Below are 16,501 nucleotides of genomic sequence, written 5' to 3'. Positions count from 1 at the left end.
ATGGTGGGTTGGCGGGCGGCGCGTTGGCCGCGGGATTTCAATCGAAGGCAAGCGGGCTTTCGATGGCGCGTGCCCCGTCGATGACGAGCGCGCTCCAGCTCTTGCCCGATATGTCGTAGTTCTTGGGCAGCTTGCCGATCGCGACCGTCGTCGTCAGCGCCGTGCCGTCGCGCTTGCTCATCAGCTGCTTGGTAAACACATAGCCGCTGGGGCCGGCAACGATGACGTCGGGTGTCGTGTCGCCGATGTCGGGCAGGGTGATGTCGAGCTTCAGCTCCGTCCGGTCGGGCGAAAGCGTATGCTCCGTCACCTTGAATTCGGAGGAAGACGCTTCCGGCAGCCGCGCCTCGGCGGCATCGAGAATGGCCTCTTCCTGCGGCTGCGATTGTCCCGCCGCCGGAAGCGCGACCGTAAGGTCGGCCTGGAAGGGCACGCAGATATCCTTGCAGATGCCGATGAAAGCCTGCGCCTTGATCTCGGTAACACCGCTCTTGGCCGACAGGGTGAGCGGCAGCGTCACCGGCGCGTCGTAGCCGACGTCGTCGATCTCGTCGCTCTTGATATGCTTGGGAATGGGGTAGCTGGTCTTGTCGAGCGTCACCCCCGTCCCGGGCGCGATGACGATCTGCGGCGGGATGCCGGTGTTGCCGGGTTCGCGCCAGTAGGTGATCCATCCGGCATTCGGTTCGATCTGCAGCCCCGCGCGGATCTTGCCGTTGTCATCCGGTGAAAGCGCCACCAGCCGCATCCGTCCGCCCGCATTCTCGGCCCAGGCGCTGGTCGCGGCCTGCGCCGGGGAAAGCGCCGGCAGGGAGAAGCCAAGGCCGAGAGGCATGGCGACTGCGAAAGTAAGGGCGAGGCGTTGTGTGTGCGATGCGAAGGTCATGCGACAATGGTTATTCAAATCCGGCGTCCTTCGCCAGAAGCCTTGGTCGATTAAATTTTCATTTTCAGTTGATTGAAACAGGACATTGGCCCATGTTTCTCTTGTCGGGGCCTCGGGCGGTCTGGCATCAGGAGGTATCATGTCCCTGTCGACCCTGAAAAACAGACGAGAACGCGGCTTCTTCGACGGTCAGTTCCTGATCGCCATGCCCGGCGTATCGGACAGCAACTTCGCCCGCACGGTCATCTACGTCTGCGCCCATTCCGATGCCGGCGCCATGGGTTTCATCATCAACCGGCCGCAGGAACTCTCGTTCACCGACGTGCTCATGCATCTCGACATGATCAAGAGCGACGAGGCGATCCTCATGCCGCCGCCCACGCGCGATCTGTCGATCCAGGCGGGCGGACCGGTCGAAAGTGGCCGCGGCTTCGTCCTGCATTCCGACGACTATCTCTGCGATTCCAGCATTCCCGTCAGCGACGATATCTGCATGACGGCGACGCTCGACATCATCCGCGCCATCGCCAAGGGCGAGGGCCCGAAGCGCGCCACCATGCTGCTCGGCTATGCCGGTTGGGGCGCCGGCCAGCTCGAAGCCGAGATCGCCGCGAACGGCTGGCTGAACTGCGCGGCCAACGACGCCCTCATCTTCGATGCCAACCTGGATGATAAATACGAGCGCGCATTGGCTGGCATGGGCATCTCGGCCGCCATGCTTTCCACCGAAGCCGGCCACGCCTGAAGACCAGAAAATTCGCGGAACGAATAGCTGCAAGCGACGTTCTCTTTTCGCACCGGGCACGAGGCCCGTTCCAAAAGGAGACATCAGATGGGTAGGCACCACCGACAAGATTTCCGGCAAGGCAAACGAGATCGCCGGCAAGACCAAGCAGGCGGTCGGCAAGGCGACCGGCGACAATGCGACCCGCGCCAAGGGCGCCGTCCAGGAAGCCAAGGGCAAGTCGCAGACCGCCAAGGGCAACGCCAAGGACAAGCTGAAGGATGCCGTCGATCGCATGTGATCGCCAGCATTCCGGCAATGACCCGTCGCGCATCCGCGCTGCGGGTCGTTTTGTATCAATACCGCTTGATGGGGCGTTCCATGCGGCTTTTTGCCTGCGACAGTTGCGATCAGGTCGTGCATTTCGACAATCGCCAATGCGTTCGCTGCAACCATCGCCTCGGCTTCCTGCCCGACGATCTCTCGATGCGCGCTCTCGAACCGCTTGACGAAACGCTGTGGCGGATGGCGTCGGAGCCCGGGCGCGCCGTGCGCTTCTGCGCCAATGCCGGTCTCGATATCTGCAACTGGCTGGTGAATGCGGATGACGAAAATCCGTTTTGCATCGCCTGCCGCTACAACCGCCTGGTGCCCAACACTCATACGCAGCAGGGTGTCGATCGCTGGCGCCGTATCAGCCAGGCGCAGCGCCATCTCTTCTATTCGCTGCTGCGCTGGCGCCTGCCACCGCCCGATCGCATCGAGGATCCGCAAGGCGGCCTGGTCTTCGACTTTCTCGAAGATGAAGTGCAGGTCGACGGAAACGTCATCCCCGCCATGACCGGTCACGACGAAGGCGTCATCGCCATCCGCGCCGCCGAAGCCGACGACATCACCCGCGAGCTCGCCCGCGCCTCGATGAACGAACCCTATCGCACGCTTCTCGGCCATTTCCGCCACGAGATCGGGCACTTCGTCTGGAACCGTCTGGTCCGCGACCGGAACGCCTTCAATGGCTTTCGCGCCGTCTTCGGCGACGAGCGGCAGGATTACGGCCAGGCGCTGCAGAACCATTATCAGAACGGCGCGCCGCCGGATTGGCAGCAGGACCACATCAGCGCCTACGCGACGTCTCATCCCTGGGAGGACTTCGCCGAATGCTTCGCGCACTATCTCCACATCGTCGATACGCTGGAAACAGCCCGCGGCTTCGGCATCGCGATCGATCCGCGCGGCCATGAGGAAATGGCGTCAGAGGTGGATTTCAACCCCTATCGCGCCGCCAGCGCCGAGCAGCTGGTCAGCGCCTGGGTGCCGCTATCGGTGGCGATCAACGCCATCCAGCGCAGCATGGGGCAGCCGGATTCCTACCCCTTCGTGCTCTCGAACGCCGTCGTCGCAAAGCTCGAATACCTGCACCGGCTGATCCAGGATCGCGTCGCCGAGCCCCGCCAGCACGCCGCCTGACCTTTCGCGGCCCGGGAGACCTCAGGCGCGCTTGGTCAGCGGAAACCGCTCCTTCAGCAGCCGCAGAACCGATTCCGTCGCCATCGGCGGGCCGAAGAGATAGCTCTGGCCGTAGGTGCAGCCCATCTTCGCCAGCTCGATCGCGTCCTCGTTGGACTCGATCCCCTCGGCCACGACCTTCATGTCGAGCTCCCGCGCCATCGAGATCACCGAGCGCAGCACCGTCGACTTCCGGTCGCTGGCGCCGCAGACCAGCGTCTTGTCGAGCTTGATCGTGTCGAACGGGAAGCGCGTGAGGTAGGAGAGGGAGGAATAGCCGGTGCCGAAATCGTCGAGCGCCAGGCCAAGCCCGACCTCGCGCAGCTTTTCAAGCACCAGCCGTGCCTGCTCCGGGTTCTCCATCACCATCGTCTCGGTCAGTTCCAGCTTCAGCCGGGTCGGATCGCAATGGGTCTTGGCGAGAACCGAGCGCACGTCGTCGTAAAGATCGTTGTTCAGCAACTGCGCGCTGGAGAGATTGATCGACACGAAAATCGGCAGCTCGCCGGTCTGGCTCTCCCAGGCCATCAGGTCGTTGGTCGCCTGTTCGAGGGCGAAGACGCCGAGCATGTTGATGATGTCGGAAGCCTCGGCGATCGGAATGAATTCCGACGGCGGGATGTTGCCGCGCTTCGGATGCTCCCAGCGCATCAGCGCCTCGAAACCGGCGATCTCCACGTCTTCAAGGCCGGCGATCGGCTGGTAGACCATCGACAGTTCCTTGCGTTCCAGCGCACGGCGGAGATCCGATTCCAGCTGCAGCCGGTCGGCGCCGAAATCGCGGAAGGCGGGCTGGAACGGCTCGACGCGATTGCCGCCGGCGCGCTTGGCCCGATACATGGCAAGCTCGGAATCGCTGAGCATCCCCGTCGCGTTCTCCTGCTGGTCGACGAAGGAGGCAAGGCCGATCGACGCCGTCAGGATGATCTCGCGGTTGGCGAAGTTGATCGGCACCATGATCGCCTTGCTGATCGCGTCCGCGAAGTCGGCGATCTTGGCCGGATCGCGCTCCGAAACCAGGATGAGGCCGAACTGGTCGCCGGAGAGGCGCGCCAGCGTGTCCTGCGGCTTCAGCAGCCGGCGAAGACGGCGCGTCAGCGCGATCAGGATATTGTCGCCGGCCGCAACGCCGAGCGCGTCGTTGACCAGCTTGTAGCGGTCGATATCGATCACCATCACCGTCGGACGCAGCGTATCGCTGCCCGGCGCCAGCGCCAGCACGCCCTGCAGGCGGTCGAGGAAAAGCTGGCGGTTGGGAAGGCCGGTCAGGTTGTCGTGCAGCGCGTCCTGCAGCAAACGGTCGACCGAGTTCTTCTGCTCGGTCACGTCGATCACCGTGCCGACGCAGCGGATCACCTCGCCGTTGGAATCCAGCACCGGTCGGGCGCGGATCAGAAGCCAGTGGAAATGCCCGTCCTCGGCGCGAATGCGGAATTCGTGGTTCAGCCGGCCGCGGCGATGTTCCAGCAGAACGTCCAGCGTGGCGCGGAAGCGGTCGCGATCGTCGGGGTGCAGGCGCGGCAGCCAGTTGCGGGCGGCGCCATGCATCGTGCCGGGCGAAAGGCCGAGCTTGACGGAGACGTCGGGGATGGTGACGACGCGGTCGCGTGCCACGTCCCAGTCCCACACCATGTCGCCGGAGCCGGTCAGCGCCAGCGATTGCCGCTCGAGATCCGAGAACAGGCCCTGCTGGAACGTTCCCCCCGCGAAGGCGTGCTGCATGACCGTGAAGCCGATGAGGAGCACGATCAGCACCAGGCCGCCGCCGAGCGCCGGCTGGATGATGTCGTTGTCGAGCTGGCCGGTGATCGTCAGCCAGGCGCCGAAGATCCACACCAGGATCAGCGCCCAGGCCGGCACCAGCAGGATGGCGCGGTCGTAGCGGTTGATGCCGAGATAGACGATGAGCAGCAACCCCATCGTCGCCGTCAGCGCGAAGGAGAGGCGGGCGATGCCGGCGGCGATCGCCGGGTCGTAGATGGCGACGCCGAAGAGCAGGGCCAGGCCCAGCACCCAGGCGAGCGTCACATAGCCCAGATGCGTGTGCCACCGGTTGAGGTTGAGATAGGTGAACAGGAAGATGACGAAACTCGATGCCAGCGCCACCTCCGCGCAGGCCCGCCATATTCGCTGGTCCGCCGAGGCGATGCTGACGAGCTTTCCAAGAAAGCCGAAATCCACGCAGATATAGCCGAGCACCGCCCAGGCGAGCGCGGCCGTCGCCGGCAACATCGAGGTGCCCTTGACGACGAACAGGATGGTGAGGAACACCGCGAGCAGGCCGGCGATGCCGAGCACGATGCCGCGATAGAGCGTGAACGCGTTGATCGTATCCTTGTAGGCGTTGGGCTCCCACAGATAGATCTGCGGCAATTCGGGCGTCGACAGTTCGGCGACGAAGGTGATGACGGCGCCCGGATTGAGCGTGATGCGGAAGACGTCGGCCTCGTCGCTCGGCTGCCGGTCGAGCGCGAAGCCTTCGCTCGGCGTGATCGCGGTGATGCGCTGCGAGCCGAGATCCGGCCAGAACAGCTTGGAGTTCGCCAGACGGAAATGCGGCGCGACGATGACGCGCTCCAGCTGTTCGTCGGACACGTTGGCGAGCGCGAAGACCGCCCAGTCGCCCTGGTAGTTGCCGGAACTCGAGCGCACCTCGATGCGGCGACGGATGCCGTCGGCGCCGGCCGCGGTCGAAACCTGGAAGGCTTCGCCCTGATTGGTGTAGATTTCGGTGGTCTTGGTCAGATCGAGCGCGGTGTCGTCGCGCGAAATCTTGACCGGCTCGGCGGCCTGCGCGGCCCCTGACATCAGCGCGAAGGCGGACAGGAAAAGCGCTGCGATCACCGCGACGAAACGTCCTGATGGTGACGAGTGCAGCATGCGTTTTTTGGTCATCGGCTGTCGGTTATCCTGCCTTTATCCGTATCGGTGGCAAGCAGTGAAAACATCACGTGATCATGCCACTGACCGTTGATCTTCAAGTATCCGCGCAGATAGCCTTCCCGCTGAAACCCGGCTTTTTCAAGCAGGCGGATGCTCCGAGCGTTGTCTGGAATACAGGCTGCTTCGATACGGTGCAACTCGAGGCCTGCGAAGATGTAGGGTATAACCAATTGAAGTGCGGCGAACATATGGCCTTGGCCGGCATGCGCCTCGCCCATCCAGTAGCCGATCATGCAGCTTTGCGCGGCCCCGCGCCTGATGTAGCCGATGGTGATGCCGCCAAGCAGCGTCATGTTGTCCCGGTGGAAAAGCAGCAGCGGAACCGCCTGCCCGGAGGCGTATTCCTGCTTGCCGCGAATGACGCGGGCCCGATAGGAGCCCTCCGTCAGTTCGTCGCGGCGCCATGTCGGCTCCCAGCGCTCGAGAAAGCCGCGGCTTGCCGAGCGCAGCTTGTGCCACTGGTTGAAATCCTGGTAGCGCGGCAGCCGCAGCACATAATTGGCGTCTTCGATTTCAACTGCTTCCGGCTGCCGAGACAGGAACCGAAACACCGATTTTGGCATCGATCACTCCCGGAGCCGCGAATGCAGGTTCAAACGACGGCTTGCTTGCCCTGCGGGGCAGGCGAGATGAGCGACGCGGCGATGTCTTCCATCGGCGCCAGATGCTCGAGCGGGCCGATCGCCGACAGTGTCGGTACCGTGTCGAAGAACAGCCGGCCGGCAAGGTCGGTCAGCCTTTCGATGGTGATGCCTTCCAGTCGCTCCATCATTTCAGGATTGGAGATCGGCCGCCCGTAGAGCATCATCTGCCGGGCCACCTGGCCGGCGCGCGCCGCCGGGCTTTCCTGGCCCATCAGCAACTGCGCGCGGATCTGGGCGCGGGCGCGCTCGATTTCCTTCTGGTCGATCGAGGTCGCCGACTTGTGCAGTTCGTTGATGATGACGGGAACCAGCTCCGGCAGGTTCTCGCCGCCGGTCGCGGCATGGATGCCGAAGATGCCGGTATCGGAAAAGCCCCAGTGGAAGGCATAGATCGAATAGCAGAGCCCGCGGATTTCGCGCACTTCCTGGAACAGCCGCGAAGACATGCCGCCACCGAGGATGTTGGCGAGGATCTGCGAACAGTAGAAGTCGCGGGCGTGATAGGCCTTGCCCTCGAAGCCGAGCAGGATCTGGGCGTCCATCAGGTCGCGGGTTTCGCGGATATTGCCACCAATATACTTGGCGGGGTCCATGACCGGCGTGGCGCTCGGCGCCGTCGGCAGCGAGGAAAATCGGTCCTCGACCATGCGCACGAATTCGTCGTGCTGCACGGCGCCGGCCGCGACCACGAACATGCGGTCGGTCGTGTAGTTGCGGCTGAGATAGCCGCGAATCTGCTGCGGGGTGAACGAGACCACCGTCTGCGGCGTGCCGAGAATGGCGCGGCCGAGAGTCTGGTCGCGATAGGCGACTTCGGAAAACCGGTCGAACACCACGTCGTCGGGCGTATCGTTGGCGGCGTTGATCTCCTGCAGGATGACCTGCTTCTCACGCTCCAGCTCTTCCTCTTCGAAGGCGGATTCGGTGAGGATATCGGCCAGGATATCGACGGCGAGCGGCACGTGGTCTTTCAGGACGCGCGCATAGTAGGAGGTCGTTTCGGTCGAGGTGGCGGCGTTTACCTCGCCGCCGACATCCTCGATCTGTTCGGCGATCTCGCGGGCGCTGCGGCGCGCGGTTCCCTTGAAGGCCATGTGTTCGAGCAGGTGCGCGATGCCGTGCTCGTCTGTCGTTTCATTGCGCGAACCTGATTTGATCCAGACTCCGAGTGCTGCACTTTCGAGATGCGGCATGTTCTGTGTGACTACTGTCAGCCCGGATTTGAGCCGGGTGCACTCAACTGTCATTGGCTATCTTTCTGCGCCTTCCGCTGATTAGGCCCGGGAATGCTGGTCGATAAACGTCTCTACCTCTTTGAGCTCGGGCTTAACGATCTGAAAGCGCTCCTCCTTGTCCATCAAATCAGCAAGCCACGTCGGAAGCGCGGGGTCAATACCGGATGCGGATTTTACGGCGGCGGGGAACTTGGCCGGATGCGCGGTGGCAAGCGTCACCATCGGCGAATTGGCGTTTTCGTGCTTCTCGGCCACGAAAACGCCGATCGCCGAATGCGGATCGAGCAGATAGCCGGTCTTTTCGAGCGTGGTCTTGATCGTCTCGGCCACCTGCTTTTCGCTGGCGCGGCCGGCGCGGAAATCCTTCTTGATGAAGGACATGGCATCGGCGGAAATGTCGAAACCGTTCGACTGCTTCAGGCTGTCCATGGCGGAGCGGACCTTCGAGGCGTCGCGTCCATAGGCCTCGAACAGCAGCCGTTCGAAATTGGACGAGATCTGGATATCCATCGACGGCGAGGTCGTCGCCTTGACGTCCTTCATCTCGTAGCGGCCGGTCTTGATCGTGCGCGCCATGATGTCGTTTTCGTTGGTGGCGACGACCAGCTTGCCGATCGGCAGGCCCATGCGCTTGGCGCAGTAACCGGCGAAAATATCGCCGAAATTGCCCGTCGGCACGGTGAACGAAACCTTGCGGTCCGGCGCGCCGAGCGTGATCGCCGTCGTGAAGTAATAGACGATCTGCGCCATGATGCGCGCCCAGTTGATCGAGTTGACGCCAGAGAGCTTCACCTTGTCGCGGAACGCGCCGTCGTTGAACATCGCCTTCACCAGATTCTGGCAATCGTCGAAATTGCCCTCGACGGCGAGCGCATGCACGTTGGACGCCGTCGATGTCGTCATCTGCCGCTGCTGCACCGGCGAAACCTTGCCATGCGGGAAGAGGATGAAGATGTCGGTGCGCTCGCGTCCGGCGAATGCATCGATCGCGGCCCCGCCCGTGTCGCCCGAGGTGGCGCCGACGATGGTGGCGCGCTCGCCGCGCTTCTCCAGCGCATAGTCCATCAGCCGCGCCAGCAGCTGCATCGCCACATCCTTGAACGCCAGTGTCGTGCCGTGGAAGAGCTCCATCACGAAGCTGTTCGGGCCGGTCTGCACCAGCGGAGCGATCGCCGGATGGCGGAAGGTGCCGTAGGCTTCGTCGATCATCGCGCGGAAGGTGTCGGTGGGAATTTCGCCGTTGGTGAACGGCGACAGGATGGTAAAGGCGATTTCCTGGTAGCTCTTGCCGCGCAGCGCCCGGATTTCCTTCTTGGAGAATTGCGGCCATTCGCGTGGCACGTAAAGTCCGCCGTCACGCGCCAGACCGGCCAGCAATGCATCGCAGAAACCGAGGGCAGGGGCTTTGCCGCGGGTCGAGATATAGTCCACTGTCGTCATCCTTGATGTGCCGGGCCTGAAGAAAATCCGGATTGAAGAGAAAACCTGTGTCCCGCCGTCTCTAAGCCGCAGCTTTGGCCTTCGCCGGCTGCAATCCCGAAATGTGCATCAAAACAGTGCTTACCCAATCGATTTTTGTTTGCGCCGCTGATATAGACCATCGCAAACTGTCACGAAAGGCCCTGTTTTCACTGAACGGGCCCGGCAAAAAACTTTGTGAAGAGGGTGCAATAATCGTGTTCGGCAAGGTCTCTCGTCTTATCGCTTCCGCATCCGTCGCGGCTGTTCTGGTCGGCTGCAACTCGCTCGGGATGGGCGGTGGAGACAGCAAGACATCGGCGTCGGCGCCCTCCGGCGGCAGCGCGCAGGTGATGCCGATGGCCCCGGCCAATCCGTCTTCCAACGATCCGTCGATCGGCACGGCGACCACCGCGTCCGGCAACACGGCGCCCGTCGTGCAGGGCGCTTGCCCGACCATCTACATGAAGGACGCCGAAGCGATCTATTACCGCTACGCCGGCGGCGCCAAGACCGGAGCGCCCGACAAGCTCGCCTTCCAGGCCTCGATCGGCAACTACACCCGCCAGTGCACGCTGAACGAACAGAATCTCGTGATGACCGTCGTGGCGCAGCTGCGCATCGTCGCCGGACCGGCCGGCGCCTCGGGCAACGTCACGCTGCCGATCCGCATCTCCGTCTACGACGGCGAGGACGCGCTCTATTCGGAAGTCACCAATTTCGCCACCCAGATCGACCCGAACGGCGCCACCCAGGTCCTGTTCCGCAAGGACGGCATCAGGCTGCCCGTCGGCTCCGGCTCGCTGGTCCGCGTCAACGTCGGCTTCGACCAGGGCGCGCCCGCCAAGGGCAAGGGCAAGAAGAAGTCCAGCTAAGGTTTGGGGTAGGGGATCGCGGCTGCGATTGCGTCGCGCTATTCAAAGAGTGAGGTGGTGCCGTGTGGCCCCCTCATCCGCCTGCCGGCACCTTCTCCCCGCGGGGGAGAAGAGACTCGGAGCTGGCCGCTCGCTCCATCTTCCCTTCGCCCCATAGGGGAGAAGGTGGCCCGAAGGGTCGGATGAGGGGGCTGCACGGCAAAACGCCCAAGGCTCACGCCCCCTCAACACCCCTCAATCCAAACTCAAGCCACGCCTTCCCATTCCGCCAGCGCCGCGACCACGCCCGGCAGATCGACCATCCGCGAGATCACCGTCTCCGCGCCCGCATCCGTCAGCCGGTCGGCGTGCGAGGGATAGGTGTGCGAGGCGCCGGTGAAGCCGATCACCCGCATGCCGGCGGCGCGGGCCGCGTGGACGCCGTGCACGGAATCCTCGACCACCACGCAACGCGATGGCGAAGCGCCCATCTGCGTGGCGCCGTGCAGGAAGATATCGGGCTTCGGCTTGACGCGATCGGCGCCGAGATCCTTGGCCGAGAAGATGTTCGGCGCGAAGAACTGGCTGAGCCCGACCTTGGACAGCATCATGGCGAGCCGCGCGCTCGACGAGTTCGAGCAGATGCAGCGCTTGAGGTCGATGCGCTTGAGCACCGCCTCGACACCCGCGATCGCCTGCACCTCGGAAGCGAGCCGCATGTCGAGGAGCTTCTCGGACTTGTCGAGCAGGGAGGCCGAGAGCGGAATGCTCGCTTCGCGCTCGATCTGCAGCAGGATATTCTGCCAGGTCATGCCGGCGAACCGCTCGCCCATTTCCTCGATGCTGATAGGGTAGCCCGCTTCCGTCAGAAGCCTGGACTCGACGTCCGCCGCGATGATTTCGGAATCGACCAGAACACCGTCGCAGTCGAAAAGAATGAGGTCGAAGCCGTTCATGTAAGTCTCAAGCCTTCGTTGGGGGATGAGCGGGCTTTACACGATGCCTCGGCCGATCTCAACCGGCCGCGCGTCATGGCTGGCCTGCGGTCGTCGGATGGCTAGGGTTACGCGCTATCGAATTGCCTGCGGATGCGGGGCCTTGTCTCCTCGACAAGCCATGGTTCGCCCTCTAATGGAAGGGTATGGCAAAGGAACCGGAAGACACAATCGCAAGCCGCATCAGCCGCGTGCTCGCCGACCGCATCGTTCGCGGCGAACTGCCGGCCGGCTTGCGTCTGCGCCAGGACCATATCGCCGAGGAGTTTGGCGCCAGCCACGTGCCCGTGCGCGAAGCCTTCCGCAGGCTGGAAGCCCAGGGGCTGGCGATCAGCGAGCCGCGTCGCGGGGTGCGCGTCGCCTCCTTCGACATCAAGGAGGTCCGCGAGGTGGCCGAGATGCGGGCAGCGCTCGAGGTTCTCGCGCTGCGCCACGCCGCCAAGCACCTGACGCCTGCGATCCTCGATGCCGCCGAGGAGGCGACCCGCGAGGGCGATGCGGCGGCCGACGTTCACGCCTGGGAGGAAGCCAACCGCCGCTTCCATCGCCTGATCCTCACGCCCTGCAACATGGGCCGTCTGCTCGCCTCGATCGACGATCTCCACGCCGCCAGCGCCCGCTTCCTGTTCTCCGCCTGGCGTTCCGGTTGGGAAAAACGCACCGACCACGACCACCGCGCCATCCTCGTGGCTTTACGCCAGGGCAGGGCGGAAGAGGCGGCCGGCATCCTCGAGCGCCACGTCCAGTGGATCGGCCGCGCGCCGAAATCCACCAGCAAGGGTGGCGAAAACGGCGAAGCCTTCGCCATCGTCGGCTGAATTCTCAAAATTATAGATAATTCATGATCGACGTGAATTCCCTGGAATTTCACGCTTTTCGGGCCATTTTCGCCGTCGGTACGGCGCGCGATCGCGTTTGTCCACTGCGCAATCGTATCGCGACCGCTTGCCATCGCCAAAAATCCCTCTCATAAAATAGATGGGAATCAAAAATTATCTATAATTTGAGAAGGAGAGTTCATGTCCCTGTTCGATCAATCCCAGGAGTTCCGTTTCGACCCGTTGCGTCTCGCCGCTCGCCCGGCCGCCATCAAGGCCGTCTTCGTGCTGGCGGGCACGCTCATCCTGGCGCTCGCCTCGCAGATATCGGTGCCGATGGTGCCGGTGCCGATCACCATGCAAACCTTCGCGGTGACGATGATCGGCGCTCTCTATGGCTGGCGTCTCGGCGCGGCGACGGTTCTGGCCTGGCTTGCGGAAGCGGCCATGGGCTTCCCGGTTCTGGCTGGCGGCGCCGGCGGTCTGGCACCCTTCGCGGGGCCGACGGCGGGCTACCTCGCATCCTTCCCCGTGATCGCGGCCCTTGCCGGCTGGCTCGCCGCGCGCGGCTGGACCGGCGACGCCGTGATCCGCAGCTTCGCCGCCCACTTCGCCGCCAATATCCTGTGCCTGGCGATCGGCGGCCTGTGGCTCGCAAACCTGCTCGGCATGGAAAAGGCCTGGCTGCTCGGCGTCGTCCCCTTCATCCTCGGCGCGGTGCTGAAGTCGGCGCTGGCGGCAGCCGTGCTGAAGGGCGTCAGGATCTATACCGGCCGCTGAGGTGACCGTTCATCTGCGCGCCCACCACCTGCTCTGCATGCTGACCTTCGTCGGTGAAGGCTACACGCCCGCCTTCACCGAGAACTACATCCGCACTGCCTGGCGCCTGTCGTCGGGCGAGGAGATCGAGGTGGTCGATGGCCCCGACGATATCTGCGCGCCGCTGCTCTCGGGAGCGGCGGCGCATTGCCACAACGAAAGCGTCGTGGCGCGGGACAGGGCGGCGGCGCAAGCCGTCGGCCGTCTGTTGGGGATCGCGGTTTGGAAGGGCACCCGCATCTATCCCGACGCGGCGCTGTTGAAACGCCTCCGTCGCAATTTCGCCCTCGGCACGATCCGCAAGGCTTGCGACGAATGTGAGTGGAGCGAGCTCTGCGGCCATGTCGCCGAGCGCGGCTTTACCGATGTGCTGGTCGCGCCGGGCTGACGCATGTCTCCCGAAAGCGGTTCGCGGTTTCGGGATAAACACATGCGCGAAAACAAGCGCCTGAAGCGTGCCGCGCTTCAGGCCGCGACCGGCGTCTCCACCGGAAACAGCGCCAGGAACTGCCGTTCTCCATCAGGCGAAAAGATCACCGAGCGGCTGCCCGCCGTGCGCCGCGCCCAGCCCTTGTCGAAGAAACTCGTGAGCAACGCCTTGCCGAGGCTGCCGGCCAGATGCGCGCGCCGCTCGCTCCAGTCGAGGCACGAGCGGCAGAGAGGCCGCCGCGATGCCTTGAGGTCGGCGACATCGATGCCGATGCACTGAAACGTTTCCTCGCCCTTGGCGGTCAGCGCCAGCCCGTCGCCCACGGCGTCGATCGCGCCCTTGGCGACGAGGCTGTCCAGCATCCGCACCCCGTAATCGCCGGCCAGGTGGTCGTAGCAGATCCGCGCCTTGCGCAGCGCCGGCTCCTTCGGCCCCGGCTGGTGGCGCAGATGCCCGCGGCTGGCCGCGAAACCCATCATGCTTTCGATCAGCCGCGCGACCGCCTCGTCGGCAAGGCTGAAATAGCGATGCCGCCCCTGCTTGCGGGGGAGGAGCAATCCGCCGGCCTCGAGCTTGGCGAGATGCGCACTCGCCGTCTGCAGCGTGATGCCGCCGACCGCGGCGAGTTCGGTCGCGGTCAGCGCCTTACCACCCGTCAGCGCCGCCAGCATGTTGGCGCGGGCGGGGTCGCCAATGAGCGCGCCGATCTGCGCGATATCAGGTCCTTCCTTCACGGCTCACCTCCTCAGGATGGCATCTTCCATACTTCGACCGTAGCCGAAGCATCTCCGTCCCGCAACATGGCAAAACCATCCTGCAATCAAGGAGACAAAGAGATGATCACCTGCTTCATCCGCTACGAAATCGACCCGTTCAAGAAGGATGCCTTCGCCGAATACGCCAGCAACTGGGGCCAGGCCATCCCGCGCAACGGCGCCGATCTCATCGGCTATTTCGCCCCGCACGAGGGCTCGGCGACCACGGCCTACGGTGTCTACAACATCGAAAGCCTCGCCGCCTACGAAGCCTACCGCGCCCGCCTTGCCGCCGATCCGCTCGGCCGCGAGAACTATGAATTCGCAAGGCGCGAGCGCTTCATCCTCAAGGAAGACCGCATCTTCCTGAAGAACGTCTCGCTTCCCCACGCCGCAAGGGTGCTGCCATGATCGCCGTCATCTTCGAAGTCCTGCCCTATACGGGCGAGCGCCATCGATATCTCGATCTCGCCGGCGAACTGCGCGCAGAATTGGAGAAGATGGATGGCTTCATCTCCATCGAGCGCTTCGAAAGCCTGACCCTGCGCGGCAAGCTTCTGTCGCTCTCCTTCTGGCGCGACGAGGAGGCGGTCAAACGCTGGCGCAACCTCGAACACCACCGCGCCGCCCAGGCCGCCGGCCGGGGCGGCATTTTCGCCGATTATCGTCTGCGCATCGGCCATGTCGTCCGTGATTACGGGATGAACGAGCGGGCGGAGGCGCCGGAGGATAGCCGGGCGGTGCATGATGCGGTATCTTCAAAGGGATCAGCCCGGCCGCTTTGAAGGGCTGAGCTTTCCATCCTCATCAAGATCGTCAAGTTCGTAAGGCGCGTCGGTTTCAACGCGCGCATTGCGGATTAGCCGAATTTCTTCATCGGTCAACTCTCCCGCGAGAATGCTCTTGCCGGTCGGTTGCTTGCCTGAGCTTTCGGCTGCCTTGGTCGATCGCATCGCGTGTTCGCTCCTGAGAATTCAATCATCGGCAATGGCCCGCAAACCGGCAAGTAGCTGCCTGTGACGCGCTCTGGAGATTTTATTTTCCCGAAATCGTACCCCGGTTCAGGCTTTGGTAACCAAGATGAGTAACCATAACAGACAGTAAAGAGCGTAATGTGTATGAGCGAGTTAAAAGATGGCGTCTGTATTTCCGCTTGCCGATCTCAAGGCCTCCGCAAAGCCGGGCTCCTGGATCGACACGATCATCAAGGGCGATTGCGTTGCCGCTCTTGAAGCCCTCCCGACCCATTCCGTAGACGTCATTTTCGCCGATCCGCCCTATAACCTGCAGCTCGGCGGCAACCTGCATCGTCCCGATCAGTCGCTGGTCGATGCGGTCGACGACGAATGGGACCAGTTCGCCTCCTTCGAAGCCTATGATGCCTTCACCCGCGCCTGGCTGCTCGCCTGCCGCCGCGTGCTGAAGCCGACGGGCACGCTCTGGGTCATAGGTTCCTATCACAACATCTTCCGCGTCGGCGCCACGCTGCAGGATCTGAACTTCTGGATCTTGAACGACATCGTCTGGCGCAAGACCAACCCGATGCCGAACTTCAAGGGCCGCCGCTTCCAGAACGCCCATGAGACGATGATCTGGGCGAGCCCGAACGCCAAGGCCAAGGGCTACACCTTCAACTACGATGCCATGAAGGCCGCCAATGACGACGTGCAGATGCGCTCCGACTGGCTGTTTCCGATCTGCAATGGCCATGAGCGCCTGAAGGGCGAGGACGGCAAGAAGGTGCATCCGACGCAGAAGCCGGAAGCGCTGCTCGCCCGCGTCATCATGGCCTCGTCCAAGCCCGGCGACATCATCCTCGATCCGTTCTTCGGCTCGGGCACGACGGGCGCCGTCGCCAAGCGCCTCGGCCGCCACTTCGTCGGCATCGAGCGCGAACAGGATTATATCGACGCGGCGTCCGCCCGCATCGAAGCGGTCGAGCCGCTCGGCAAGGCGGAACTCACCGTCATGACCGGCAAGAAGCAGGAGGTCCGCGTGGCCTTCAACACGCTGGTCGAAAGCGGCCTCATCAAGCCCGGCCAGGTGCTGACCGACGCCAAGCGCCGCTATAGCGCGATCGTGCGCGCCGACGGCACGGTTACGGCTGGCGGCGAGGCGGGTTCGATCCACAGGATGGGCGCCAAGGTCCAGGGTTTCGACGCATGCAACGGATGGACATTCTGGCACTTCGACGATGGGCAATCCCTGCGCCCGATCGACGATCTCAGGGCCGTCATCCGCAGTGATCTGGCAAACGCGGGCTGACCCGCGAAAGGCCCGATCGAGACTGCCGTCGACCGGTTTTTGTACCTCCAGTTGCGGAAGACGGCAAAAGGCGCCCGGGATCATACCCCGGGCGTCTTCATTTCGGGCGCCGCCGTCAAGACGCGCGTGCCCGACGAGGCGCGCGATAAAAAGCGCCCCGGCTTTTGAC

Annotated in this window: 18 protein-coding genes; 10 read left to right on the top strand and 8 right to left on the bottom strand. The window is 63.7% G+C overall.

All coding sequences use genetic code 11. The features are described 5' to 3' along the window. Positions 1-37 precede the first annotated feature (37 nt). Positions 38-835, bottom strand: coding sequence for a protein-disulfide reductase DsbD domain-containing protein (locus tag P3R82_RS20875; protein WP_283195179.1), 798 nt, complete (start codon positions 833-835; stop codon positions 38-40). 190 nt (positions 836-1,025) lie between these two features. Between P3R82_RS20875 and P3R82_RS20870 the strand changes: the two genes are divergently transcribed. The 3 genes from P3R82_RS20870 (at position 1,026) to P3R82_RS20860 (ending at position 3,077) form a co-directional block, all read left to right on the top strand. Continuing rightward, on the top strand, positions 1,026-1,631 hold the full coding sequence (locus P3R82_RS20870) for a YqgE/AlgH family protein (RefSeq protein ID WP_283195178.1): 606 nt from the start codon (positions 1,026-1,028) through the stop codon (positions 1,629-1,631). A gap of 82 nt (positions 1,632-1,713) precedes the next feature. Beyond that, positions 1,714-1,911, top strand: a complete 198-nt coding sequence (locus P3R82_RS20865) for a CsbD family protein (protein ID WP_283196391.1) — start codon at positions 1,714-1,716, stop codon at positions 1,909-1,911. 80 nt (positions 1,912-1,991) lie between these two features. Further along, positions 1,992-3,077 carry a putative zinc-binding metallopeptidase gene (locus P3R82_RS20860; RefSeq protein WP_283195177.1) on the top strand — a complete coding sequence of 362 codons (1,086 nt, stop codon included), beginning with the start codon at positions 1,992-1,994 and terminating at the stop codon, positions 3,075-3,077. A 21-nt stretch (positions 3,078-3,098) separates the two neighbouring features. Here P3R82_RS20860 and P3R82_RS20855 read toward each other — a convergent pair whose 3' ends face one another. The 4 genes from P3R82_RS20855 to thrC are packed head-to-tail and all read right to left on the bottom strand — an operon-like array spanning position 3,099 to position 9,378. Beyond that, the gene (locus P3R82_RS20855) at positions 3,099-6,011 is read right to left on the bottom strand and encodes a sensor domain-containing phosphodiesterase (protein WP_183901011.1); all 2,913 of its coding nucleotides are present in this window, start codon (positions 6,009-6,011) and stop codon (positions 3,099-3,101) included. Beyond that, the gene (locus P3R82_RS20850) at positions 6,008-6,622 is read right to left on the bottom strand and encodes a GNAT family protein (protein ID WP_183901012.1); all 615 of its coding nucleotides are present in this window, start codon (positions 6,620-6,622) and stop codon (positions 6,008-6,010) included. Before P3R82_RS20850 ends, P3R82_RS20855 begins: the two co-directional genes overlap by 4 nt. Before the next feature lie 29 nt (positions 6,623-6,651). Then, positions 6,652-7,950 (bottom strand): pitrilysin family protein, encoded by a 1,299-nt coding sequence (locus P3R82_RS20845; RefSeq protein ID WP_283195176.1) that lies wholly within the window; start codon positions 7,948-7,950, stop codon positions 6,652-6,654. A 27-nt stretch (positions 7,951-7,977) separates the two neighbouring features. Next, entirely contained in the window at positions 7,978-9,378 is a 1,401-nt protein-coding gene (gene thrC, locus P3R82_RS20840) for a threonine synthase (protein WP_283195175.1), read from the bottom strand. A gap of 233 nt (positions 9,379-9,611) precedes the next feature. Between thrC and P3R82_RS20835 the strand changes: the two genes are divergently transcribed. Further along, positions 9,612-10,271 carry a hypothetical protein gene (locus P3R82_RS20835; protein ID WP_283196390.1) on the top strand — a complete coding sequence of 220 codons (660 nt, stop codon included), beginning with the start codon at positions 9,612-9,614 and terminating at the stop codon, positions 10,269-10,271. A 245-nt stretch (positions 10,272-10,516) separates the two neighbouring features. Here P3R82_RS20835 and P3R82_RS20830 read toward each other — a convergent pair whose 3' ends face one another. Next, positions 10,517-11,206: an HAD family hydrolase gene (locus tag P3R82_RS20830; protein ID WP_183901015.1), complete on the bottom strand. Its 690-nt coding sequence runs from the start codon at positions 11,204-11,206 to the stop codon at positions 10,517-10,519. 185 nt (positions 11,207-11,391) lie between these two features. Here P3R82_RS20830 and P3R82_RS20825 point away from each other — a divergent pair, with 185 nt between their 5' ends. The 3 genes from P3R82_RS20825 to P3R82_RS20815 all read left to right on the top strand — a co-directional run bounded on the left by P3R82_RS20825 (position 11,392) and on the right by P3R82_RS20815 (position 13,270). After that, positions 11,392-12,063: a GntR family transcriptional regulator gene (locus tag P3R82_RS20825; protein ID WP_283195174.1), complete on the top strand. Its 672-nt coding sequence runs from the start codon at positions 11,392-11,394 to the stop codon at positions 12,061-12,063. Between the two features lie 201 nt (positions 12,064-12,264). Then, positions 12,265-12,843 carry a biotin transporter BioY gene (locus P3R82_RS20820; protein WP_283195173.1) on the top strand — a complete coding sequence of 193 codons (579 nt, stop codon included), beginning with the start codon at positions 12,265-12,267 and terminating at the stop codon, positions 12,841-12,843. A 1-nt stretch (position 12,844) separates the two neighbouring features. Continuing rightward, positions 12,845-13,270, top strand: coding sequence for a DUF1284 domain-containing protein (locus P3R82_RS20815; RefSeq protein WP_283195172.1), 426 nt, complete (start codon positions 12,845-12,847; stop codon positions 13,268-13,270). 77 nt (positions 13,271-13,347) lie between these two features. Here the strand turns inward: P3R82_RS20815 and P3R82_RS20810 are convergent, their stop codons facing one another. After that, on the bottom strand, positions 13,348-14,046 hold the full coding sequence (locus P3R82_RS20810) for a metalloregulator ArsR/SmtB family transcription factor (RefSeq protein WP_283195171.1): 699 nt from the start codon (positions 14,044-14,046) through the stop codon (positions 13,348-13,350). A gap of 102 nt (positions 14,047-14,148) precedes the next feature. On the opposite strand from P3R82_RS20810, the gene P3R82_RS20805 reads away from it, so the two are divergent. Continuing rightward, positions 14,149-14,478, top strand: a complete 330-nt coding sequence (locus P3R82_RS20805; protein WP_283195170.1) for an NIPSNAP family protein — start codon at positions 14,149-14,151, stop codon at positions 14,476-14,478. Further along, positions 14,475-14,852 (top strand): antibiotic biosynthesis monooxygenase, encoded by a 378-nt coding sequence (locus P3R82_RS20800; RefSeq protein ID WP_283195169.1) that lies wholly within the window; start codon positions 14,475-14,477, stop codon positions 14,850-14,852. Before P3R82_RS20805 ends, P3R82_RS20800 begins: the two co-directional genes overlap by 4 nt. Here the strand turns inward: P3R82_RS20800 and P3R82_RS20795 are convergent. After that, the gene (locus P3R82_RS20795; protein ID WP_283195168.1) at positions 14,835-15,020 is read right to left on the bottom strand and encodes a hypothetical protein; all 186 of its coding nucleotides are present in this window, start codon (positions 15,018-15,020) and stop codon (positions 14,835-14,837) included. The genes P3R82_RS20800 and P3R82_RS20795 overlap by 18 nt on opposite strands. Before the next feature lie 181 nt (positions 15,021-15,201). On the opposite strand from P3R82_RS20795, the gene P3R82_RS20790 reads away from it, so the two are divergent. Further along, positions 15,202-16,332, top strand: coding sequence for a site-specific DNA-methyltransferase (locus P3R82_RS20790; protein ID WP_283195167.1), 1,131 nt, complete (start codon positions 15,202-15,204; stop codon positions 16,330-16,332). Positions 16,333-16,501: the final 169 nt, after the last annotated feature.

It is taken from the genome of Rhizobium sp. AN80A, from assembly GCF_030053015.1.
In the GTDB taxonomy this organism is placed as follows: domain Bacteria; phylum Pseudomonadota; class Alphaproteobacteria; order Rhizobiales; family Rhizobiaceae; genus Rhizobium; species Rhizobium metallidurans.
This window is presented reverse-complemented; position numbering and strand designations above follow the sequence as displayed.

Coding starts and splice junctions, on each gene's coding strand:
- P3R82_RS20850 (WP_183901012.1), bottom strand. CDS start 6,622: ATGCCAAAATCGGTGTTTCGGTTCCTGTCTCGGCAGCCGGAAGCAGTT.
- P3R82_RS20855 (WP_183901011.1), bottom strand. CDS start 6,011: ATGACCAAAAAACGCATGCTGCACTCGTCACCATCAGGACGTTTCGTC.
- thrC (WP_283195175.1), bottom strand. CDS start 9,378: ATGACGACAGTGGACTATATCTCGACCCGCGGCAAAGCCCCTGCCCTC.
- P3R82_RS20790 (WP_283195167.1), top strand. CDS start 15,202: ATGGCGTCTGTATTTCCGCTTGCCGATCTCAAGGCCTCCGCAAAGCCG.
- P3R82_RS20825 (WP_283195174.1), top strand. CDS start 11,392: ATGGCAAAGGAACCGGAAGACACAATCGCAAGCCGCATCAGCCGCGTG.
- P3R82_RS20800 (WP_283195169.1), top strand. CDS start 14,475: ATGATCGCCGTCATCTTCGAAGTCCTGCCCTATACGGGCGAGCGCCAT.
- P3R82_RS20795 (WP_283195168.1), bottom strand. CDS start 15,020: ATGCGATCGACCAAGGCAGCCGAAAGCTCAGGCAAGCAACCGACCGGC.
- P3R82_RS20820 (WP_283195173.1), top strand. CDS start 12,265: ATGTCCCTGTTCGATCAATCCCAGGAGTTCCGTTTCGACCCGTTGCGT.
- P3R82_RS20860 (WP_283195177.1), top strand. CDS start 1,992: ATGCGGCTTTTTGCCTGCGACAGTTGCGATCAGGTCGTGCATTTCGAC.
- P3R82_RS20875 (WP_283195179.1), bottom strand. CDS start 835: ATGCCTCTCGGCCTTGGCTTCTCCCTGCCGGCGCTTTCCCCGGCGCAG.
- P3R82_RS20870 (WP_283195178.1), top strand. CDS start 1,026: ATGTCCCTGTCGACCCTGAAAAACAGACGAGAACGCGGCTTCTTCGAC.
- P3R82_RS20845 (WP_283195176.1), bottom strand. CDS start 7,950: ATGACAGTTGAGTGCACCCGGCTCAAATCCGGGCTGACAGTAGTCACA.
- P3R82_RS20830 (WP_183901015.1), bottom strand. CDS start 11,206: ATGAACGGCTTCGACCTCATTCTTTTCGACTGCGACGGTGTTCTGGTC.
- P3R82_RS20805 (WP_283195170.1), top strand. CDS start 14,149: ATGATCACCTGCTTCATCCGCTACGAAATCGACCCGTTCAAGAAGGAT.